Annotated in this window: 22 protein-coding genes; 8 read left to right on the forward strand and 14 right to left on the reverse strand. The window is 51.3% G+C overall.

Annotated features, from left to right (window positions below; genetic code table 11):
* The first annotated feature begins 62 nt into the window (after positions 1–62).
* Positions 63–2054, forward strand: coding sequence for a cyclic di-GMP phosphodiesterase (gene pdeR / locus I6L74_RS19895; protein ID WP_059179110.1), 1992 nt, complete (start codon positions 63–65; stop codon positions 2052–2054).
* Here the strand turns inward: pdeR and I6L74_RS19900 are convergent.
* Entirely contained in the window at positions 2051–2920 is an 870-nt protein-coding gene (locus I6L74_RS19900; RefSeq protein WP_059179111.1) for a crotonase/enoyl-CoA hydratase family protein, read from the reverse strand. The two genes, pdeR and I6L74_RS19900, sit on opposite strands and share 4 nt — an antisense overlap.
* 193 nt (positions 2921–3113) lie before the next feature.
* On the opposite strand from I6L74_RS19900, the gene I6L74_RS19905 reads away from it, so the two are divergent.
* The 3 genes from I6L74_RS19905 (at position 3114) to osmB (ending at position 4591) form a co-directional block, all read left to right on the forward strand.
* Positions 3114–3296, forward strand: coding sequence for a YciZ family protein (locus tag I6L74_RS19905; RefSeq protein WP_059179112.1), 183 nt, complete (start codon positions 3114–3116; stop codon positions 3294–3296).
* Positions 3297–3360: 64 nt separating this feature from the next.
* Positions 3361–4113, forward strand: coding sequence for a DNA-binding transcriptional regulator YciT (yciT, locus tag I6L74_RS19910; RefSeq protein WP_059179146.1), 753 nt, complete (start codon positions 3361–3363; stop codon positions 4111–4113).
* A gap of 259 nt (positions 4114–4372) precedes the next feature.
* Entirely contained in the window at positions 4373–4591 is a 219-nt protein-coding gene (gene osmB, locus I6L74_RS19915; protein WP_059179113.1) for an osmotically-inducible lipoprotein OsmB, read from the forward strand.
* Positions 4592–4689: 98 nt separating this feature from the next.
* On the opposite strand, the gene yciH is transcribed toward osmB, so the two are convergent.
* The 5 genes from yciH to pgpB all read right to left on the reverse strand — a co-directional run bounded on the left by yciH (position 4690) and on the right by pgpB (position 8344).
* Positions 4690–5016, reverse strand: a complete 327-nt coding sequence (gene yciH / locus I6L74_RS19920) for a stress response translation initiation inhibitor YciH (RefSeq protein ID WP_059179114.1) — start codon at positions 5014–5016, stop codon at positions 4690–4692.
* The gene (gene pyrF / locus I6L74_RS19925) at positions 5013–5753 is read right to left on the reverse strand and encodes an orotidine-5'-phosphate decarboxylase (RefSeq protein ID WP_072241864.1); all 741 of its coding nucleotides are present in this window, start codon (positions 5751–5753) and stop codon (positions 5013–5015) included. Before pyrF ends, yciH begins: the two co-directional genes overlap by 4 nt.
* A 191-nt stretch (positions 5754–5944) precedes the next feature.
* On the reverse strand, positions 5945–7114 hold the full coding sequence (gene lapB, locus I6L74_RS19930; protein WP_096759529.1) for a lipopolysaccharide assembly protein LapB: 1170 nt from the start codon (positions 7112–7114) through the stop codon (positions 5945–5947).
* A gap of 6 nt (positions 7115–7120) precedes the next feature.
* Positions 7121–7429 (reverse strand): LapA family protein, encoded by a 309-nt coding sequence (locus I6L74_RS19935; protein ID WP_059179117.1) that lies wholly within the window; start codon positions 7427–7429, stop codon positions 7121–7123.
* A gap of 141 nt (positions 7430–7570) precedes the next feature.
* Positions 7571–8344, reverse strand: coding sequence for a phosphatidylglycerophosphatase B (gene pgpB / locus I6L74_RS19940; protein WP_059179118.1), 774 nt, complete (start codon positions 8342–8344; stop codon positions 7571–7573).
* A 195-nt stretch (positions 8345–8539) separates the two neighbouring features.
* On the opposite strand from pgpB, the gene ribA reads away from it, so the two are divergent.
* Entirely contained in the window at positions 8540–9130 is a 591-nt protein-coding gene (gene ribA, locus I6L74_RS19945) for a GTP cyclohydrolase II (RefSeq protein ID WP_059179119.1), read from the forward strand.
* A 44-nt stretch (positions 9131–9174) separates the two neighbouring features.
* Here ribA and acnA read toward each other — a convergent pair whose 3' ends face one another.
* From acnA to topA, 6 genes are all read right to left on the reverse strand, one after another.
* Positions 9175–11850 carry an aconitate hydratase AcnA gene (gene acnA, locus I6L74_RS19950; protein ID WP_059179120.1) on the reverse strand — a complete coding sequence of 892 codons (2676 nt, stop codon included), beginning with the start codon at positions 11848–11850 and terminating at the stop codon, positions 9175–9177.
* A 163-nt stretch (positions 11851–12013) separates the two neighbouring features.
* Complete coding sequence (ymiC, locus tag I6L74_RS21550) at positions 12014–12112, reverse strand: small membrane protein YmiC (RefSeq protein ID WP_337926255.1); 99 nt, start codon at positions 12110–12112, stop codon at positions 12014–12016.
* A gap of 133 nt (positions 12113–12245) precedes the next feature.
* On the reverse strand, positions 12246–12416 hold the full coding sequence (locus I6L74_RS19955) for a YciX family protein (RefSeq protein ID WP_096759585.1): 171 nt from the start codon (positions 12414–12416) through the stop codon (positions 12246–12248).
* A 2-nt stretch (positions 12417–12418) separates the two neighbouring features.
* Positions 12419–12559: a YmiA family putative membrane protein gene (locus tag I6L74_RS19960; protein ID WP_216979982.1), complete on the reverse strand. Its 141-nt coding sequence runs from the start codon at positions 12557–12559 to the stop codon at positions 12419–12421.
* Positions 12560–12897: 338 nt separating this feature from the next.
* Complete coding sequence (gene cysB / locus I6L74_RS19965; protein WP_012017585.1) at positions 12898–13872, reverse strand: HTH-type transcriptional regulator CysB; 975 nt, start codon at positions 13870–13872, stop codon at positions 12898–12900.
* A gap of 186 nt (positions 13873–14058) precedes the next feature.
* The gene (topA, locus tag I6L74_RS19970; protein ID WP_059179121.1) at positions 14059–16656 is read right to left on the reverse strand and encodes a type I DNA topoisomerase; all 2598 of its coding nucleotides are present in this window, start codon (positions 16654–16656) and stop codon (positions 14059–14061) included.
* Between the two features lie 399 nt (positions 16657–17055).
* Here topA and I6L74_RS19975 point away from each other — a divergent pair, with 399 nt between their 5' ends.
* On the forward strand, positions 17056–17307 hold the full coding sequence (locus I6L74_RS19975; RefSeq protein ID WP_059179122.1) for a YciN family protein: 252 nt from the start codon (positions 17056–17058) through the stop codon (positions 17305–17307).
* Between the two features lie 45 nt (positions 17308–17352).
* Here I6L74_RS19975 and sohB read toward each other — a convergent pair whose 3' ends face one another.
* Positions 17353–18396 (reverse strand): protease SohB, encoded by a 1044-nt coding sequence (gene sohB, locus I6L74_RS19980; protein WP_059179123.1) that lies wholly within the window; start codon positions 18394–18396, stop codon positions 17353–17355.
* A 254-nt stretch (positions 18397–18650) separates the two neighbouring features.
* Between sohB and I6L74_RS19985 the strand changes: the two genes are divergently transcribed.
* Together I6L74_RS19985 and cobO are read left to right on the forward strand one after the other, a co-directional pair.
* On the forward strand, positions 18651–19412 hold the full coding sequence (locus tag I6L74_RS19985; protein WP_059179124.1) for a YciK family oxidoreductase: 762 nt from the start codon (positions 18651–18653) through the stop codon (positions 19410–19412).
* On the forward strand, positions 19409–19999 hold the full coding sequence (gene cobO / locus I6L74_RS19990; protein WP_059179125.1) for a cob(I)yrinic acid a,c-diamide adenosyltransferase: 591 nt from the start codon (positions 19409–19411) through the stop codon (positions 19997–19999). The genes I6L74_RS19985 and cobO overlap by 4 nt, the downstream gene beginning before the upstream one ends.
* Positions 20000–20034: 35 nt before the next feature.
* Here cobO and rluB read toward each other — a convergent pair whose 3' ends face one another.
* Positions 20035–20910 (reverse strand): 23S rRNA pseudouridine(2605) synthase RluB, encoded by an 876-nt coding sequence (gene rluB / locus I6L74_RS19995; RefSeq protein ID WP_012017591.1) that lies wholly within the window; start codon positions 20908–20910, stop codon positions 20035–20037.
* Between the last annotated feature and the right edge of the window lie 11 nt (positions 20911–20921).

The following is a 20921-nucleotide window of genomic DNA, read 5'->3' on the forward strand; positions in this document are numbered from 1 at the left end:
ACTACGGAAAAGTCGAATGCAGATGCATAATTTTGCGCTATTAAGCAGGTACTGGAGAAAGCATGATTGACGATATGGAGCAAAATTTGCTGTTTCGTTACATGGGCACCCACAGTCCCTGGTGGCGGTTGGCAGCGGACAGCAATGCTCTGCATCTGGCCGCAAGCGAAGATGCGGATATCACGCAAGTGATTCCTCTCAGTGACGAGCAAGCCGACATTATTCGTCAGCTGACGGTAATTACCTCCAGCGTCACCATGACCCTCTCTTTGTATGGTGCTGACGTACCGGTGCATCTCGTCGGCCGCAAAATCAATAAAAAAGAGTGGGCAGGCACCGCGTCAGCGTGGAATGACACCCCTTCTGTGGCGCGCGATCTGGTGCAAAGCCTGTCCTTCGCCGAACAGGTGGTTTCTGAAGCGAACTCCGTTATTGTTATCCTGGATCAGCACGGCAATATTCAGCGCTTCAATCGCCTAAGCGAAGAATATACGGGTCTAAAAGAACAGGAGGTTATCGGACAAAACGTCTTTAAACTCTTCATGAGCCGCAGTGAAGCAGCCGCCTCTAAGCGCAATATCTCAGGGTTTTTCCGTAACGGCAGCTCCTATGAAGTGGAGCGCTGGATCAAAACGCGCAAAGGCCAGCGGTTGTTTCTCTTCAGAAATAAATTTGTGCACAGCGGCAGCGGTAAAAATGAAATTTTCCTGATCTGCTCGGGCACCGATATCACGGAAGAACGTCGGGCGCAGGAGCGACTTCGGGTTCTGGCGAATACGGATACTATTACAGGCCTGCCAAATCGTAATGCGATCCACGAATTAATCAGCGACGCGATTTCTCAACGCGGCGACACTCAGGTCGGGGTGGTTTATCTCGATCTCGATAATTTTAAGAAGGTAAACGATGCTTACGGGCATATGTTTGGCGACCAATTGCTGCAGGCTGTCGCGTTAGCCATTTTAAGCTGTCTGGACGACGGCCAGATGCTGGCGCGTCTCGGGGGCGATGAATTTATCGTTCTGGCTACCGACACCTCACAGAGCACGCTAGAGGCGATGGCATCGCGGATCCTGACGCGGTTACGCCAACCTTTCCGTATCGGTCTCATTGAGATTTATACCGGTTGTTCCCTGGGCATCTCCCTTGCTCCGCAGCATGGTACGGATCGTGAAAGTATTATTCGTAACGCAGATACCGCGATGTATACGGCAAAAGAAAGCGGCCGCGGTAAATTCACCGTCTTCTCGCCGGAAATGAACCAGCGTGTTTTTGAATATCTGTGGCTGGACACCAACCTGCGTAAAGCCCTGGATAAGGATCAACTCCTCATTCACTATCAGCCCAAAATCACATGGCGCGGCGAAGTCAGAAGCCTGGAAGCGCTGGTTCGCTGGCAGTCACCGGAACGCGGCCTGATCCCTCCTCTTGAGTTTATCTCCTACGCTGAAGAATCCGGATTGATTGTGCCCCTTGGCCGCTGGGTCATGCTGGACGTAGTGCGTCAGGTTGCGAAGTGGCGTGACAAAGGTATCAACCTGCGCGTCGCTGTTAACGTTTCAGCGCGTCAACTCGCCGATCAGACTATTTTCAGCGATTTAAAACAGGCGTTGAAAGATCTCAATTTTGAATATTGCCCGATCGATGTGGAATTAACGGAAAGCTGTTTGATTGAAAACGAAGAGCTGGCGCTGTCGGTTATTCAACAATTCAGTAAACTTGGGGCACAGATCCATCTTGACGATTTCGGCACCGGTTATTCCTCTTTATCGCAACTGGCTCGCTTCCCCATTGACGCGATTAAACTTGATCAGGTGTTTGTGCGTGATATTCACAAACAATCTATTTCCCAGTCGCTGGTGCGCGCCATTGTGGCCGTGGCTCAGGCGTTGAATTTGCAGGTTATTGCGGAAGGCGTTGAGAGCACAAAAGAAGACGCCTTTCTGACCAAGAACGGCGTCAACGAACGGCAAGGTTTTCTGTTTGCTAAGCCGATGCCCGCTGCCGCATTCGAGCGGTGGTTTAAGCGCTACCAGGCAAAAAAAATGCGCTAGCTGGCTTTACGTATCCCAACGGCATTGTGGCGATTTTGCAGCATGACCAGGCGTTCCATGTAGGCGATATCTTTTGGCTCCAGGCAAAATGCCGCATCGACCCAGTCTTCGGTGATATCCATCAGTTCGCTGCGAGGCAGTTGCATCACGCGCTGCCGCGCACGCAGCATCGCCCTGACGCCATTGAGTTTTGGCTGTAACGTATCGATGAACGTGCGTGTCGACAGGTAGCCGTGACCCGGTTCGAAAAGTACATCCACAAGCCCATATTGCTCATGCCATTCCGCAGTGTGTGATTCACCTTTATAGATAAGTTCCTCGGCCAGTTTCATGCCTGCACGGCGCGCAACCAGCGAGTATCCTCCCATGCCCGGGAACAGATTAAACGCGATTTCCGGGAAACCTAGCCGGGCATCACGCTGCGCCAGCACAAAATGGTGCGCCAGTGCCGCTTCGAACCCTCCGCCGAGTGCGCTGCCCTCAACCATTGCTAACGTAATCGCGCCCGTATCAAAGCCTCGAGAAGCCGCGTGCACGCAATCGACACAGGCGCGGGCGTATGCGCGTAACGCTTCGCGTCGGCCATTCTGGATACATTCAACGAAGAAACGGAGATCGCCTCCGGTATTGTACATATCGGGAACAAGCGAACCGGTCACCCAAAAATCCACGGCATAGCCCGATTGCCTGACCAGCCACGATATATTCATGATCTCTTCAATTAACGCATGGTTAAAGCATGGACGTGGCTGGGCACGGAGCATCATCCATAGTGTGCGTCTTTCCTCCTCGTAATATCCCGCGAGTTGGGTGAAACGGTCGGGGTCGGTGAACAGTTTACAGGTTGCTTGATCGATGACTGTCATAGTCTAATTCCTCATATAAAAAAGCGCGTTGCGCGCAGTTTTAGACTAATCCACTCCCGATCGCCTCTGTACGCTGCAGGACAAATTAATCACTTTCATTTATGTAATTTAGTTAGCGCATTTTTTCCCTTCTCTTTTGTGACCAATTTCTGCATCATTGAAATTATTCACTTTTCGCTTGATGGGGAACTTCATGTCTGAAATTGACGCACAGAAAGTGGCGCAACGCATTGATACGGTGCTGGATATCCTTGTGGGTGGCGACTATCACTCTGCCATTCGTAATCTTGAGATTTTAAAATCCGAATTACTGGATCACATCAGCGCGGAAAATACCCCTGATTCGGCTCAGCCAAAGGCGCCGTGGGAAGTGTAAATTCCCCTCATTTAAATAAGACTTATTTTTAACCAGCGGCGCAGGCCGTCTTAATATGGATGCTATGAATTCCCGACAACAACTTATTCTGCAGATGGTGATCGACAAAGGACGCATGAGTGTCGTCGAGCTCGCTAAAACGACGGGTGTTTCTGAAGTGACTATCCGCCAGGATCTCAACTTGCTGGAAAAGCAGAGCTATCTGCGGCGTGCCCACGGTTATGCTGTTCCGCTCGACAGTGAAGATGTCGAAACGCGTATGATGAACAACTACGCACTCAAGCGTCAGTTGGCTGAGTTTGCGGCGTCGCTGGTCAGTAATGGCGAGACCGTGTTCATTGAGAATGGCAGCAGCAACGCCCTTTTGGCGCGAACCCTGGCGGAACAAAAAGACGTCACCATAATTACGGTGAGCAGCTATATCGCCCATCTGTTGAAAGAGACCACCTGCGAGGTGATTTTGCTGGGCGGTATTTACCAGAAGAAAAGTGAAAGCATGGTTGGTCCATTGACCCGCCAGTATGTTCAGCAAGTTCACTTCAGCAAAGCATTTATTGGCATCGATGGTTGGCAGGCTGAAACGGGATTTACCGGACGCGATATGATGCGTTCTGACGTGGTCAACGCCGTGCTCGAAAAAGGCTGTGAGGCCATTGTGTTGACCGATAGCTCTAAATTTGGTGCGGTACACCCCTACACCATGGGCCCCGTATCACGCTTTAACCGCGTGATTACGGATGAGCGCCTGAGTGAGGCCCACCGCGAACAATTAGTCAGCGATGGTCTGATTGTCGATATTGTTAATAAAACGGCCTGACCCCTCTAAGACGCCCGTATAACCGGGCGCCCTCTTCTTCTGAGACAATTCCGAGCAATTCTTTAAGACTATTTACCTGTTGTTTATAGGTCAAAAACTTACAATTATCATTAGCGATATAACAGGAAGTGACTATCACCTGCGTGATTTTGTAACCACCTGCGCGACATGGTTTCACGGAAAAAAGATTCATAAGTATTCATATTGTCTATACTTAACAGACTTATTTCCGTGAATCGATTATTCAGGAGAAAGTATTATGATCTTAACAAGCAAAAAATTAACAGCAGCAGTTTTGGCAGTCACACTCGCAATGTCCCTGAGCGCATGTTCTAACTGGTCTAAACGCGACCGAAACACGGCGATCGGTGCTGGTGCTGGTGCTCTCGGCGGTGCAGTGTTGACGGACGGTAGCACACTCGGAACATTAGGTGGTGCAGCCGTAGGTGGTGTTATTGGACACCAGGTCGGTAAATAATCCGGATATATTGCCGCGACAATATTGGATTATCATAGCGTGATGTTGTTTGACTGACGCTCATACAAAAAGCCACGGTTTCTGCCGTGGCTTATTATTTATCCGCCTGCAAGTTTCACTTTCATCCCTTTTGCTTCAAGCAGCGACTTAATTAAATCGCGATTGTCCCCCTGTATTTCAATCACGCCGTCTTTAACTGCCCCGCCGCAACCACATTTTTTCTTGAGCTCGGCGGCAAGCTTAGCAAGCGTAGCGTCATCCGCGTCGATACCTGTTATCAAACAAACGCCTTTGCCTTTACGGCCGCTGGTTTGACGTTGAATACGAACGATGCCATCGCCTTTAGGTCGTGGAGCAACGGTTTTGGGTTCGTCAATTCGACCGCTATCGGTCGAATAAACCAAACGACTGTTAGAGTCACTCATCCTGTCACCTTGCCCAATGAAGTGTTAATCGCTTTTAAGGTTAGCGCAGGGTCGGCAGATTGCGTTATTGGCCGGCCAATCACCATATAATCTACGCCGGCCGCGAGCGCCTCTTCAGGCGTCATTATGCGGCGTTGATCGCCCGCCTCACTGCCCTGCGGGCGAATGCCTGGCGTCACCAGCTTAAAGTTGTTGCCCAGAGCAGATTTAAACCGCACAGCTTCCTGCGCAGAACACACCACCCCATCAAGGCCGCAATGTTGCGTAAGGCGCGCAAGACGCTCAGCCTGATCCGCAGGTGACAACGTCACGCCTAAATCAAGCAGATCGCTTGCTTCCATGCTCGTCAAAACCGTCACAGCGATGAGCAATGGCGCATCTTTTCCAAAAGGAACGAGTGCCTCGCGGGCAGCCGTCATCATTCTCGCCCCACCCGAAGCATGTACGTTGACCATCCAGACACCCAGATCTGCCGCGGCAGCAACCGCATGCGCAGTGGTATTCGGAATATCATGGAATTTGAGGTCAAGAAAGATATCGAAACCGCGCTGCTGTAGATCGCGAACAATTTGCGGTCCAAACAGCGTGAACATCTCTTTGCCCACTTTCAGACGGCAGTCTCGCGGGTCAATCAGGTCGACGAAGGCAAGTGCGCTATCGCGATTGTTATAGTCGAGAGCGACAACAACGGGAGATTCGGTAACTACGCGGGAAGAAGAGGATGCAACAGACGTCATGACCAGCCCTTTTCGTCTATGGGCGCCGCAGTTGGCGCGGGATAGATAAACGGCGAGCATTCTACCTGCCTGCACCGCAAATGAACAGAATCGTTTTATTTTCCTGCCAGACAGCCTACCGCACGGTGCCGCAAGAATGAAATCGTCATTAATAGTATGTTGTAACTAAAGCGTGGTGTTTTAAAAAAATATCACTGCCCATCCAGGCCGCGGATTGGCTTGATGGTTGACCACGCGCGACATGAAGGGCAATGCCAGTAAAGCGTATACGCGGTAAATCCACACTTCTGGCAGCGGTAGCGAGGCTTACTGCGCACCTGCTCACCGACCATGTCGCGCAGAACCATCAGACTCTCTTTCGCGCGCCCTTCTTCCGCATCATTCAGATGGTAATCCATCAGTTTGTGGAAGACACGCATGGTTGGGTGGCGCTGTAACTGACGCGTAATGTAGACCTGCGCGGTATCGTTGCCTTCGTGTTGCTCGACAACGTCTGCCAGCATTAACTCTGCCATTGCGCCTGTGTTTTCTTCAACGCAGCGGCGTAAGAAGGCAACCCATTCATCAGGTTTATCGAGTTGCTGATAGCACGTTTGCAACATTTCAAGCGTTTCGCTGACCAGTTCTTTGTCCTGATCGATGACACGCAACAGGCATTCCACCGCCCTGGCAAACTCGCCCTTCGCCATAAACACGCGCCCCATCATGATGGAGATTCGCGCGCTGTTGCGATCGGCCGAAGCGCCCTTTTTCAGCAATGCCATGGCTTTATCCATGTCATCGCCGGCCATCTGCTGCAAGGCAAGCTCACAGTAGAAATGCGCGATTTCGACACGCTGCTTATCTTTGCCCAGTTTGACCAGACGTTCGGCTGTGTCGATGGCTTTTTGCCAGTCACTGGTCAATTGATAGATTTGCAGGAGTTGCTGCAGAGCGCTGACGCGGAATTCCGTTTCATCGACCAGTTGGCTAAACATATCTTCAGCACGGTCATAAAGACCCGCAGCCATATAGTCGCGGCCTAACTGCTGAACCGCTAACAGTCGCTGATCGTATGTCAGAGAAGCGCTTTCCATGAGCGTCTGGTGAATGCGAATAGCCCGGTCAACTTCGCCACGCGAGCGGAACAGGTTTCCGAGGGTGAGATGAGCCTCAACGGTTCCGGTGTCCTCTTTAAGCATGTCGAGGAACAGGTCTACCGCTTTATCCTGTTGATTACTCAGAAGGAAGTTTACCCCCGCAACATAGTCACGGGACAGTCGGTTAGCCTCATCCTGCTTTGTTTGTTGCGCACTTCTGCGGCCCATATACCAGCCATAGGCTGCGGCGACAGGCAAAAGCAGAAACAACAACTCCAGCATATTCGATTATTCCTTCGCGACTGGCATACCAGGATTCACTGGAACGTCGGTTGCAGGTGCAATTTGATTTTCAAGACGTTTAATTTTGCGTTCAGCGCGCGCAAGAGAAACACGAATTTTAAGCCAGAAGAGACCACAAACTAACCAGCCGATAGCAAATCCAGCGGCGAATAAGACAGCAAGTAAACTCGATACGCGATACTCGCCCTGTGCCAGCAGATAATTAAATGAAACCAGCTGATCGTTTTGCGCGCCCAATGTGACCGAAATGACAAAAATCGCCAATACCAGTAAGAAAATGAGTAAATATTTCACATTACTTCCCGTTATGTGGTTTAAGCGAATAAAGAATGTTCAATTCACCGCAATCAGCCCTATAAACTACCATTTTAGCCGCGAGCGTGGAATGGGAAAAATTGTACGTCCTGTCTGGATTTATGGGCAAAACGTCGATTTTCAACCCTGAGGGTCATCCTGCTGACGTTCTGCGATCTCTTTGTTCTCTTCCGGAGGCGGCATAAGTGGCCCGCAAAGCCGCTGGGCAATCCAGGTGGCCAACGTCACCAACAGCCAGGATATCAGGGTCGCCACCACCAGATCGCGTGGCCAATGCATCCCCAACAGCAGACGGCTGCCCATGACGGCTGTGGCCCATACAAGCAAAATCGCAATCGTCACAGTACGACGACGCGGCCACAATAATCCGACCGCCAGTAAAGCCCAACTGGCTGCAAACATCGTATGACCCGACGGAAACGCAAATCCGGTCTCTTTTTGCCAATGGTGACGTAAGAATTTCGGAATATCCCGCTCCTCGGCAAGCTGATCTTTAACCAGATGCCCCCGATCTTTACGCTTTAAATTGTAGAAGGTATCTACCGGAATATGATGCGTTTTTTCAAGCCAGACGACAAAAGGACGCGGCTCCTGCACCCGGTCTTTCACCCATGACTTGATGCCCTGTCCGGCGACAATGGCCACACCGAGAATCACAAAAAGCATTATGGCCGGACGCAAACGAAAGCGCAGACACCACAGGAACCAGGCGCAAAGCACACCGTGGGTAATGATTCCCCAGGGCTGGGTGACCGTTTCGGTTATCCAGTAGAGCGCTTTCAGCCAACTCTCATGATGTCCAGGGGTCCAGCTCCAGCCTGATACCCAGACGGCAACGGGCATAATAAGTAAGATAGCGGCGCCAGCAGCCGTGCGGCGAGCAATTGAAAGCATGATGTCTCCTTTTTCGCTAAGCTCAACAATCATAACTGAAATAAATGCCTTGCGGGAAAATGTCGGATTGTGCGTTTAACGCGCGGACAGTGTGGCCTCAACTAGGTGAACACTGACAGCTTGTGGCAAAATAGCAGGATACGAAAGCCGAAGGGCGAAAGACACGAAACGTGTCAGCATTCTCTGGAGAATCACATGCAGCTTAAACGCGTGGCAGAAGCCAATCTGCCAACCCCATGGGGCGATTTCCTGATGGTGGGTTTTGAAGAAGTGGCAACCGGGCAGGATCACGTCGCGTTAGTCTTTGGCGATATTTCAGGACAAACACCGGTACTGGCTCGCGTCCATTCAGAATGCCTGACGGGCGACGCCCTGTTCAGCCTGCGCTGTGATTGCGGCTTCCAGCTAGAAGCAGCACTTTCTCATATTGCAGAAGAAGGTCGCGGCATACTGCTTTATCATCGCCAGGAAGGTCGTAACATTGGCCTGCTGAATAAGATTCGCGCCTACGCGCTACAGGATCAGGGTTACGATACCGTTGAGGCTAACCATCAGCTTGGTTTTGCCGCTGATGAACGTGACTTTACGCTTTGCGCGGATATGTTCAAACTTCTGGGCGTCGATGAGGTTCGTCTGCTGACGAACAACCCGCGTAAAGTGGAAATTCTGGGTGAAGCTGGGATCAATATTGTTGAGCGCGTGTCGCTGATTGTCGGACGTAATCCTAAAAACGAACACTATCTGGATACGAAAGCCGCAAAGATGGGCCATTTGCTTAGCGAATGATTCGTGTTGCCCGGCAGCGCGAAAACTGCCGGGCTACGATGCGATTAATTCAGCATATTACGAATCACATAATGCAATATTCCGTCATTTTGGTAATACGTTAGCTCCGTCGCAGTATCGATACGGCAACGGCATTCCAGCATTTCTGCTTGACCATCAGCGCGCGTAAGTTGCACCTGGACGTTAGCCCCCGGCTTCACATTCTGCAGATCGCTGATATCAATTCTCTCTTCCCCGGTTAATCCCAGCGTTTTACGCGTGACGCCCTGTGGGAACTCAAGCGGCAAAATCCCCATCCCAATCAGATTTGAACGGTGAATTCGCTCGAACGATTCGGCGATGACGACACGCACGCCCAGCAAACGTGGCCCCTTCGCCGCCCAGTCGCGGCTTGATCCAGACCCGTACTCTTTACCCGCAATCACGGCTAAAGGCGTGCCTTCCTGCTGGTATTTCATCGCGGCATCGTAAATAGCGACGACATCGTTACCCGGCAAATGGCGGGTCATTCCGCCTTCAATACCGGGGACCATTTCGTTGCGAATACGAATGTTGGCAAAGGTCCCGCGCATCATGATTTCATGATTGCCGCGACGCGAGCCATAGGAGTTAAAATCGCGACGCTCAACGCCACGCCCCTGGAGATAGCGTCCGGCCGGACTGTCAGCCTTAATGCTCCCCGCTGGAGAAATATGGTCGGTCGTCACGGAATCTCCCAGCATGGCGAGGATCCGCGCACCGTGAATATCGACCAGCGGTTTTGGTTCGGCTTCCATATCGTCAAAGAATGGCGATAAGCGGATGTACGTCGAATCGTTCTGCCAGCCGTAAGTGTCAGACCGCTCCACTTCGATGGTTTTCCATTCAGGCGTGCCCTCAAACACCTCCGCGTACTCTTTGCGGAACATATCCGTGGAGACCTGCTCAACCGCGCGCGCAATTTCCTGCGCTGAGGGCCAGATATCTTTCAGATAGACCGGATCGCCTTTGCGATCGTGTCCAAGAGGATCGGTCGCCAGATTGATATTCATATTCCCCGCCAGGGCGTAGGCTACGACCAGCGGTGGTGACGCAAGCCAGTTGGTTTTCACCAGCGGATGGATACGCCCTTCAAAGTTTCGGTTTCCTGAAAGTACAGCCCCCACCGTCAGATCGCCCTGCTTAATGGCCTGCTCAATCGGATCGGGAAGTGGGCCCGAGTTGCCGATACAGGTTGTACAGCCGTAGCCCACCAGGTTAAATCCCAGTTCATCCAGATAGGGCGTGAGTCTGGCCTGAGCCAGATAATCTGAAACCACTTTTGATCCTGGCGCTAACGAGGCTTTTACCCACGGCTGGCGCTTCAAACCCAGCGTCACCGCTTTTTTCGCCAGTAGCCCCGCCGCCATCAACACACTGGGGTTCGACGTGTTGGTACAGGAGGTGATGGCCGCAATGACCACGGCACCGTCAGGAAGCTGATACTGATGGCCGTTCATAACATAGTTGACGGGATTGCGATCTTTTTGCGCCGTGTTGAGCTCCAGCTCGGCACTGGCTGCAAAGGCTTTTGGCACATCATTCAGCGAAACACGATCCTGCGGGCGTTTTGGTCCTGCAAGACTGGCTTCGACTTCATCCATGTCCAGTTCCAGCGTGCTGGTAAATACAGGTTCGTCACCCGGGTTGCGCCACATTCCCTGGGCTTTGGCATACGCTTCGACCAGCGCGACCTGTTCGTCGCTGCGCCCACTCAAACGCATGTATTCCAGCGTCACACCATCGATCGGGAAAAAGCCGCAGGTTGCACCATATTCGGGTGCCATGTTAGCGATTGTCGCGCGATCGGCGAGAGGTAATGAATCGAGTCCATCGCCGTAGAATTCAACAAATTTGCCCACAACACCGTGCTTACGCAGCATTTGCGTGACGGTCAGTACCAGATCGGTAGCGGTGATACCTTCACGCAGCTTGCCCAACAGTTTAAATCCCACCACATCCGGGATAAGCATCGAAACCGGCTGGCCCAGCATCGCCGCTTCAGCTTCGATACCGCCAACGCCCCATCCCAACACACCCAGGCCATTAATCATTGTGGTGTGGGAGTCGGTCCCCACCAGCGTGTCCGGATAGGCTATCCACTCTTTATCCTGGAGCTCACTCCAGACCGCCTTGCCAAGGTATTCAAGGTTGACCTGATGACAAATGCCGGTACCCGGCGGCACCACGCTAAAGCGGCTAAAAGCCTGCTGGCCCCATTTCAGAAAGACATAGCGCTCGTGGTTACGTTCCATCTCCAGACGGACGTTTTCTTCGAAAGCGTCATCATCACCAAAATGATCGACCGTCACCGAGTGGTCGATAACGAGATCGACCGGAGAAAGTGGGTTAACTTTGGCGGTGTCTCCCCCCAGCCGTTTTACGGCTTCGCGCATGGCGGCCAAATCAACGACAGCCGGAACGCCGGTGAAGTCTTGCATCAGTACCCTGGCCGGGCGGTAGGCGATTTCACGATCGGCATGAGCGGCTTTCAGCCAGCCCGCCAGCGCCTGAATGTCATCGGCGGTAACCGACTCTTCATCCTGCCAGCGTAAAAGGTTTTCCAGTAAGACTTTCAGTGACTTAGGTAATCGCGAAATATCACCAAGTGTTTTGGCAGCCAGCGGCAAGCTGTAGTAGTGATAGGTCTTGTTCTCGGCTTGCAACGTGTCCTTACAGGCTTCGCGTAGGGTGAACGACATAAGCTCCTCCTTAATTACAGGGATACCCCGACAATCATCGGGGCCGTAATTAAAGATAACACAAAGATGTCGTAACGTTTTGATAACAACCCAAATTGACAAATCAGGTTGTAGGGCAGCCTTGAGATAAAACAAAAAACCTCGCCGCAGCGAGGTTTTAGATTTAGTTTAGGGCCAGCCAGATAAGCTGACACCAGAACAGAATGGAGACAGTAAACGCGCCCATCCACGACCAGTATTTAACGTTTTGTAGAGTATTCATCATCTGACACCAGACTTTATATTTATTTGCTCGATCGGGTATTACCCGATTATTTATTACTGATGTGTATTTATTAAATAGTACAAAAGTGCACGGTTCATTGCCTGAAAGTACCCGGAGGACAAGGCATCAATTATTGTTTCTTCGGTTCGTCTTCTGCGAACGTATCAATAAACGCTTGCTGCTGAGCGGAAAGCTTCCAGGAGTCTGGGACGCTTGTTGTAGGCTCTTTACGCGCGGCAAGATTACTGTCACAAGGTTGACACAATTTTTTCACCGGTTCGATACGCATTTGAGTCGCCATAATCATCCCCAATATTTCCAGACCAGTAACGCCACCACCACCCAGAACAGGGTGGAGCCAAGAAACACCGCCAGCCAGGCTTTACGCTTAAACGCGGAATCCCTCTGCGGTTCTTCACTTCCTGATGGCATTGCTAACCTCATACAATCGATTTCGCTTATCATTTTGATACCAAACAATCGGTACAACTAATCATGAGTTGAGATAAATCCTAAAGAAACTTTAGTCGAAAAGCTAGTGAATTTACGAACGTTTTCCAGGGAATTAGTTAATCTTTTGACCAGAAATAAATAATTGAAACGAGGAATTTGCGAAGTGGGAATTTACTTTCTACTTTTGTCGCAATTTCGCGACAGTTTTTACAATAAACCGGTAATCTTTATCCGGTTATATAGTCAAGCAAATGAAGATGATGATAATTCTAATTTAGCTTTAGGGCATTATTTCGGTATCTTCCCGGGCGGGAAGATACCGGATGTCATTATTTTTCCGGGAGCTTAATATCCTGGAACATGGCTTCAATATCTTCATTTGACCGCAACGCAACGGCGGTATCGACCACATCACGCGTTAAATGCGGCGCAAAGCGTTGAATGAAATCGTACATATAACTTCTCAGGAATGTACTGCGACGGAAGCCAATTTTAGTCGTGCTATGGCTAAAGACATCGTGCGCATCCAGACGAACCAGATCTGGGTCTGAAACCGGGTCTACTGCCATACTGGCAATCACCCCCACACCGAGGCCGAGACGCACATACGTTTTAATCACGTCAGCATCCGTGGCGGTGAAAACAATACGCGGCGTTAAGCCCGCACGATTAAAGGCCGTGTCAAGCTCTGAGCGCCCGGTGAAACCAAAGGTGTAGGTGACCAACGGATACTGCGCCAGCTCTTCAATCGTTACCGATCCCTTCCCTGCCAGCGGATGATCCGGTGTTACCACTATCGAACGATTCCAGTGGTAGCACGGCAACATTACCAGATCGTCATAGAGGTGAAGCGCCTCAGTGGCAATAGCAAAATCAGCATTGCCCTTTGAGACCGCTTCAGCAATTTGAGTGGGTGAGCCCTGATGCATATGGAGTGAGACGCGTGGATAGCGCTCGATAAAACCTTTAATCACACCCGGCAATGCATAACGTGCCTGGGTGTGCGTCGTGGCGATATAGAGAGACCCTTTATCAGGCCATGTATGTTCGCCAGCGACCGATTTAATCGCATCAACTTTTGACAGCACTTCCCGGGCGATACGAATGATTTCCTGACCCGCGGGCGTCACCTGCGTCAAATGCTTACCGCTGCGGGCAAAAATCTGAATGCCCAACTCATCTTCCAGCATGCGGACCTGCTTACTGATGCCGGGTTGAGAGGTATAGAGACCTTCTGCAGTCGAAGAAACGTTGAGGTTGTGATTGACCACCTCGACGATATAACGAAGCTGTTGTAGTTTCATGCCAGACCATCCGATTTAGCGTACACGGGCAATCGCTTAATACGATTTAATAATAAGAAAGGAGTTAACTATAACCACTATATCATTTATAGCCTGACTGTATAGTACGGAACAAAAAATAATAAGCGGGCAATAAAAAAGGGCCGGAATCCCGGCCCTTTAAAGGTAAGTTAAGGTTAAGAAAGATTATTTCTTACCTTCAACCCACTTCCCGTCAATAAAGAATGCTGACCATCCGGTCGCTTTGCCCTCTTTCTCAGCAGACACATATTGCTGCTTCGTTTTACGGCTAAAGCGGACAACGGTTTTATTCCCTTCCGGATCCTGCTGTGGCGCATCAGCCAGATAACGCAGCTTTTCCGGTAAACGATCGCGGAAGCGATATAACTCTTCCACCAGCGGCGCACGCGTTTCGCGCGATTTAGGGAAGGTGTTCGCAGCAAGGAAGACCCCTGCAGCACCGTCACGCAGAACAAAATAGGCATCAGACTTTTCACACGGCAATTCAGGCAGCGGGACCGGATCTTCCTTCGGCGGAGCCACTTCACCATTACGCAGGATCTTACGCGTGTTTTTACATTCTTCGTTGGTACAAGCCATGTACTTACCAAAACGCCCCATTCTCAGGTGCATTTCAGAACCACACTTCTCGCACTCCACGATGGGGCCGTCATAGCCTTTGATGCGGAACTCGCCCTCTTCGATCTCGTAGCCATCACACGTTGGGTTATTACCGCAGACATGCAATTTACGTTTCGGATCGATCAGATAGCTGTCCATCGCCGTGCCGCATTTCTGGCAACGACGCTTCGCGCGCAGCGCATTGGTTTCGGCGTCATCACCTTCCAGAACGTTGAGAACTTCATTCTCAGGCACCAGGTTAATGGTGGTTTTGCAACGCTCTTTAGGCGGTAACGCATAACCGGAACAACCGAGGAACACGCCGGTCGTCGCGGTACGAATACCCATCTGACGGCTGCAGGTTGGGCAGTCGATGCTGGTCAGCACCATCTGGTTAGGCTGCATGCCGCCTTCTTCCGGATCTTTCTCGGCTTTTGCCAACTGCTCGGTAAAATCACTGAAGAAACTATCCAGTACATTTTTCCATTCAGCCTGATGGTTCGCCACCTGATCCAGACGGTCTTCCATCTGCGCGGTGAAATCGTAGTTCATCAGCTCGCGGAAGTTATCTTCCAGACGATCTGTGACGATCTCACCCATTTTTTCAGCGTAGAAACGACGGTTTTCAGCGCGGACGTAACCACGATCCTGAATGGTCGAAATGATCGACGCATAGGTAGACGGGCGACCAATACCGCGTTTTTCAAGCTCTTTAACCAAAGAAGCTTCACTAAAACGTGCAGGTGGCTTAGTAAAGTGCTGAGCAGGAATGAGTTCAGTCAATGCAAGCTCATCGCCTTTATTTACCGGTGGCAAAATACGATCTTCATCGCCTTTACGTAGCGCAGGCATCACTTTCGTCCAGCCGTCGAAGCGCAAGATACGGCCACGGGCTTTGAGACGGAAATCACCTGCACCGACTGTCAGGGTGGTGGAATCATATTTTGCAGGATTCATCTGACACGCAACAAACTGGCGCCAGATCAGCTGATAAAGCTTTTGCGCATCGGTTTCCATATCCTTCAGGGATTCGGAAACAACGGACACATCGGAAGGACGAATCGCTTCGTGCGCTTCCTGAGAATTTTCTTTGCTTGCGTACTGGTTCGCACTTTCCGGCAGATATTTCTTACCGAAGTTTTCACCGATATAGTCACGCACCATGCTGACGGCGTCCTGGCTCAGATTCGTCGAGTCAGTACGCATGTAGGTGATGTAACCCGCTTCATACAAACGCTGCGCCATCATCATGGTTTTCTTCACACCAAAGCCCAGACGAGTACTTGCCGCCTGTTGCAGGGTGGAGGTGATGAAAGGTGCGCCAGGTTTGCTGCTGGTCGGTTTATCTTCACGCTCAACGACCTGATAACGCGCCTTTTCAAGCTGCGCAACTGCAGCCATGGTATGGTCACGGTTAACAGGGCGGAAAGGTTTGTCATTTTCGTGAGTGACTTGCAGCGGCAGCGCGTCGCCGGCAGGCGTGGTGACGTTTGCATCAATTTCCCAGAACTCTTCCGGGACAAACGCTTTAATTTCGCGCTCACGTTCGACAACTAAACGCACCGCAACGGACTGAACGCGCCCTGCGGAAAGTCCACGGGCAATTTTTTTCCACAGCAGTGGCGAGACCATATAACCCACAACGCGGTCCATAAAACGACGCGCCTGCTGGGCATTTACACGGTCAATATTCAGTTCGCCCGGCTTCTCAAACGCCTGACGAATCGCATTCTTAGTTATCTCATTAAATACCACACGGCTGTAGCGTGTTTCATCACCACCAATGATTTCCCGCAGGTGCCACGCAATGGCTTCCCCTTCGCGGTCAAGGTCGGTTGCGAGATAAATGTGGTCAGCTTTTTCTGCGAGCTGCTTCAGCTCATTGACAACTTTTTCTTTGCCTGGAAGCACTTCGTATTGTGCTTCCCACTCGTGCCATGGATCGACACCCATACGGTTGACGAGCGCAGTACGTTCATCCTTTTTAGGCTTTTTAGCCCCTTTGGTGGAGGTAGAGTCTGCGCTCTTTTTACTGGCTGAGCCACTGGTCGGCAAATCGCGGACATGACCAACGCTGGACTTAACCACGTAGTCATTGCCCAGATACTTATTGATCGTTTTGGCTTTTGCCGGGGACTCAACGATGACGAGAGCTTTACCCATATTCACCTTTACCTAATTTAATTCTTCCAGGAATACGCCGCACGTTGATTCCCCTTCCACTGGCGACGTGCTTTTTATATTGCATCGTTACCAGGGGATATCAACCCTATTTCTTACCAGACGCCGAAATTTGAACATCCAGGTGATTGAGATATCGGGCATTTTTACTTACATCAAAATGACTATGCGACGAGCTTTCGGTCGAATGTCAAGCAATTCTGTTGCCAGATTGACGAAAGCGCACACTGTACCTGATAAAATCTGTTACGCAACTTTATTAGCATGCAAAAACAAATCACGCCAACTTTGCCCCTGCGCTGTAGCCCCTCGATTTACAGGGAAAATTTGCCCATGGAGTGTGTCCGGCGTAGACTAAAGCCACTTTTTAAGGAGTGGAATATGCAGCAAAATAGCCAACCCATCGATCGTGAAACGTTGCTTGTTGAAGCGAACAAACTGATTCGTGACCACGAAGATACCCTGGCAGGTATTGAAGCCACCGGCGTTGAGCAACGTAACGGTGTGCTGGTGTTCAGCGGTGAGTATTTTCTTGATGAGCAAGGTCTACCCACCCCCAAGAGCACAGCAGTATTTAACATGTTCAAATACCTGGCCCACGCGCTCTCAGAGAAATATCACCTGATCGATTAAACGTAAAACGCGAGGCAAATGCCTCGCGTTTCTTTTTGACGTTGTTTACAGCAGCGGCTTCTGCCCGCGCTGCAACCAGCGCAATAAAAGACGATCCGCGCTATCGGCGGCACTGTTCGTAAAGCGATCTAACAGTCGTTTACGCTGGGTAAACCGCACACCGACCAGTTCACGACCGTCCATCAGACTCAGGAGCAAATCGTCGCTCGTGCCGACCTCGTCCACCAGCCCTTTCTCCTGCGCCTGGATGCCGTACCAGTGTTCACCTGTCGCCACCTGATCAATATCCAGCGAAGGACGCATGCGATGCACGAAATCCTTGAAAAGATGGTGCGTTTCATTCAGGTCTTCACGAAATTTCTGACGGCCCTCTTCGGTATTTTCACCCAGCAGCGTCAGCGTCCGTTTGTACTGCCCGGCAGTGTGCAGCTCAATGTCGATCTCTTTATTTTTTAAGAAGCGATTGAAGTTAGGGATTTGCGCGACAACGCCTATTGACCCCAGGATCGCAAAAGGCGCCGCCACGATTTTGTCGGCTACGCAGGCCATCATATAGCCCCCGCTCGCCGCCACTTTGTCTACCGCTACCGTTAACGGGATCTGCTTATCACGCAAACGCTGCAACTGCGAGGCCGCCAGACCGTAACCGTGAACAACACCACCTGGGCTTTCTAACCGCAGAACGACCTGATCCTGCGGCTTGGCCACGGCCAAAACCGCCGTCACCTCTTCGCGCAGCGATGACACTTCATGCGCATCCATACTGCCTTTAAAATCCAGAACATACACGCGTGGTTTGGTGACTTCCTGTTGCGCCTGTTTAGCGTTCGCTTTTGCCGCTTTAGCTTCCAGCTTGTGCTTTTTCTTTTGCGCTTTATGCCACATCTTTTGCTGATGCCCATCCAGCAACGCAACCGACATGTCTTCCTGCATCTCCTTATACTGCTCGCTTAAGCGGGTGATACGTAACTCGCCGCGCTGACGCTTGCGCTGCGTCAGATTCACGAGCAGAACCGCAATGGCGATAATAGCGATCGCTACCGTCGCGATTTTGGCCAAAAACAAACCATATTCAGAAAGTAATTCCACGTGTTCCACCTTGATTTAACCACGAATCTTTCTCGACCAGTGTACAACAGCCTTCGTCAGGCGTCTCGCTCGCAACAATGCCCGTGCGAGCGGCTTTCAGGACCAGGCAATTATGGTAGAAATAGTTGCAAATTGTTAATTTCGAAGCGTTCTCTCCTGTAGACTGATTGAAATCATGCGCCGTTTCGGGCATAAAACCGAAAAGCGAACAAAAAGCAGGCGCAGCCGATGTGTTCCGCGCCGCAGGAGTCACCGTGCACTATCAACCGAAAAAAGATTTACTGCAAAATCGTATCATCCTTGTCACCGGTGCCAGCGACGGTATTGGTCGCGAAGCCGCGCTGACCTATGCTCGTTACGGCGCCACCATCGTACTGCTGGGCCGCAATGAAGATAAATTACGCAGTGTGGCTGACGAAATCGCCGCAATCAGCGGCGCGCCGGCTCGCTGGTACAGCCTGGATTTGTTGTCCTGCACACAAGAATCATGCCGCGAATTAGCCCAGCACATTGCCGGTGATTATCCGCGCCTTGACGGGGTGTTGCACAATGCCGGTTTACTCGGTGAAGTCCGTCCCATGGATGAGCAAAACGCCGAAATCTGGCAACAGGTTATGCAGGTCAATATCAACGGTACCTTTTTCCTGACTCAGGCCCTTCTTCCTTTATTACTCAAGTCTGATTCCGGGTCGCTGGTCTTTACGTCATCAAGTGTGGGTCGTCAGGGCCGGGCAAATTGGGGCGCGTATGCCGTATCGAAGTTTGCCACCGAAGGTATGATGCAGGTACTGGCTGAGGAATATCAAAGCCGTCACTTGCGGGTCAACTGCATTAATCCAGGTGGTACGCGCACTAAAATGCGGGCCAGCGCCTTCCCTTCGGAAGACCCGCAAAAGCTCAAAACGCCGGCAGATATTATGCCGCTTTATCTGTGGTTAATGGGCGATGATAGTCGTCGTAAAACCGGAATGACCTTTGATGCCCAGCCGGGCCGTAAGCCAGGAATTTCTCAATGAGTGAAGATCGCCACCAGCAACGCCAGCAACGATTGAAAGAACAGGTTGATGCCCGCGTCGCTGCAGCCCAGGACGAGCGCGGTATCGTCATTGTGTTTACCGGAAATGGAAAAGGGAAAACGACGGCGGCTTTTGGGACCGCCACCCGCGCCGTTGGGCACGGTCAGAAAGTGGGAGTGGTGCAGTTTATCAAAGGGGAATGGCCCAACGGCGAGCGCAATTTGCTTGAGCCTCACGGCGTAGAATTTCAGGTCATGGCGACCGGTTTTACCTGGGATACGCAAAATCGCGAAAGCGATACTGCAGCCTGTCTTGCCGTGTGGGAGCACGCAAAACGGATGCTTGCCGATCCGCAGCTCGATATGGTGTTACTCGATGAGATCACCTACATGGTGGCCTACGATTATCTTTCACTGGAAGCGGTATTGACTGCGCTGAAAAACCGCCCTTCGCACCAGACGGCGATCGTCACCGGACGCGGATGCCACCGGGATATTCTGGACTATGCGGATACGGTCAGTGAGCTTCGCCCTGTTAAACACGCGTTTGACGCGGGCATAAAAGCGCAGATTGGGATCGACTACTAAATAAGAAAAAACCCGGCGATGCCGGGTTTATTTTTTTAGCCGTTGTTGTTACGGCTGCCAGAACGGCGAGTCGGGCTCACCTGGCTATGGCGCTTGACCGCGCGGCGAATCTGATTCGCTTTCACGCGACGACGATCTTTCTCAACCGCCACTTTCGACGTGGTTTCTGGTTTGAGTTCGACCAGTTCACGCAAATAGTTGGTCTGGGTTAAATCCAGCTCCGTATACCCGCCGCGCGGCAGGCCTTTCGGCAGCAGAATGTCACCATAACGCACACGAATCAGTCGGCTAACCTGCACACCAACCGCTTCCCAAAGACGACGCACCTCACGGTTACGACCTTCAGTCAGCGTGACGTTGTACCACTGGTTGATACCTTCACCGCCGGTGAATTTGATCGTTTTAAAGGCTGCCGGACCGTCTTCAAGCTGAACGCCGCGCGATAAGTCACGCAGTTTATGCTCGTCAACTTCGCCGAAGACACGCACCGCATATTCGCGTTCTACTTCGCGGCTCGGGTGCATCAGGCGGTTAGCCAGTTCACCATCGGTGGTGAATAACATCAGACCGCAGGTGTTAACATCCAGACGACCGACAGCAATCCAGCGCGCCCCGCGCAGTTTTGGCAGACGGTCAAATACGGTTGGACGTCCTTCCGGATCGTTACGGGTACACAATTCGCCTTCCGGCTTATAGTAAGCCAGCACGCGACAAATCTGTTCTGCGGATTCTTTCACCGAGATAACGTGGCCGTCGAGACGAATTTTCATTCCCGCGACGACTTCCACACGATCGCCCAGCTTGGCAATTTTGCCATCAACACTGACGCGACCGGCTTCGATAATAGTTTCGATTTCACGGCGTGAACCGTGGCCAGCACGCGCCAGCACTTTCTGTAATTTCTCGCTCATTGAGCATCCTT

This window comes from Lelliottia amnigena (assembly GCF_019047465.1).
In the GTDB taxonomy this organism is placed as follows: domain Bacteria; phylum Pseudomonadota; class Gammaproteobacteria; order Enterobacterales; family Enterobacteriaceae; genus Enterobacter; species Enterobacter amnigenus.

Excerpts from the sequence above, each read along its gene's own strand:
- pdeR (WP_059179110.1), top strand. The coding sequence starts at position 63 with ATGATTGACGATATGGAGCAAAATTTGCTGTTTCGTTACATGGGCACC.
- I6L74_RS19900 (WP_059179111.1), bottom strand. The coding sequence starts at position 2,920 with ATGACAGTCATCGATCAAGCAACCTGTAAACTGTTCACCGACCCCGAC.
- I6L74_RS19905 (WP_059179112.1), top strand. The coding sequence starts at position 3,114 with ATGTCTGAAATTGACGCACAGAAAGTGGCGCAACGCATTGATACGGTG.
- yciT (WP_059179146.1), top strand. The coding sequence starts at position 3,361 with ATGAATTCCCGACAACAACTTATTCTGCAGATGGTGATCGACAAAGGA.
- osmB (WP_059179113.1), top strand. The coding sequence starts at position 4,373 with ATGATCTTAACAAGCAAAAAATTAACAGCAGCAGTTTTGGCAGTCACA.
- yciH (WP_059179114.1), bottom strand. The coding sequence starts at position 5,016 with ATGAGTGACTCTAACAGTCGTTTGGTTTATTCGACCGATAGCGGTCGA.
- pyrF (WP_072241864.1), bottom strand. The coding sequence starts at position 5,753 with ATGACGTCTGTTGCATCCTCTTCTTCCCGCGTAGTTACCGAATCTCCC.
- lapB (WP_096759529.1), bottom strand. The coding sequence starts at position 7,114 with ATGCTGGAGTTGTTGTTTCTGCTTTTGCCTGTCGCCGCAGCCTATGGC.
- pgpB (WP_059179118.1), bottom strand. The coding sequence starts at position 8,344 with ATGCTTTCAATTGCTCGCCGCACGGCTGCTGGCGCCGCTATCTTACTT.
- ribA (WP_059179119.1), top strand. The coding sequence starts at position 8,540 with ATGCAGCTTAAACGCGTGGCAGAAGCCAATCTGCCAACCCCATGGGGC.
- acnA (WP_059179120.1), bottom strand. The coding sequence starts at position 11,850 with ATGTCGTTCACCCTACGCGAAGCCTGTAAGGACACGTTGCAAGCCGAG.
- ymiC (WP_337926255.1), bottom strand. The coding sequence starts at position 12,112 with ATGAATACTCTACAAAACGTTAAATACTGGTCGTGGATGGGCGCGTTT.
- I6L74_RS19955 (WP_096759585.1), bottom strand. The coding sequence starts at position 12,416 with ATGGCGACTCAAATGCGTATCGAACCGGTGAAAAAATTGTGTCAACCT.
- I6L74_RS19960 (WP_216979982.1), bottom strand. The coding sequence starts at position 12,559 with ATGAGGTTAGCAATGCCATCAGGAAGTGAAGAACCGCAGAGGGATTCC.
- cysB (WP_012017585.1), bottom strand. The coding sequence starts at position 13,872 with ATGAAACTACAACAGCTTCGTTATATCGTCGAGGTGGTCAATCACAAC.
- topA (WP_059179121.1), bottom strand. The coding sequence starts at position 16,656 with ATGGGTAAAGCTCTCGTCATCGTTGAGTCCCCGGCAAAAGCCAAAACG.
- I6L74_RS19975 (WP_059179122.1), top strand. The coding sequence starts at position 17,056 with ATGCAGCAAAATAGCCAACCCATCGATCGTGAAACGTTGCTTGTTGAA.
- cobO (WP_059179125.1), top strand. The coding sequence starts at position 19,409 with ATGAGTGAAGATCGCCACCAGCAACGCCAGCAACGATTGAAAGAACAG.
- rluB (WP_012017591.1), bottom strand. The coding sequence starts at position 20,910 with ATGAGCGAGAAATTACAGAAAGTGCTGGCGCGTGCTGGCCACGGTTCA.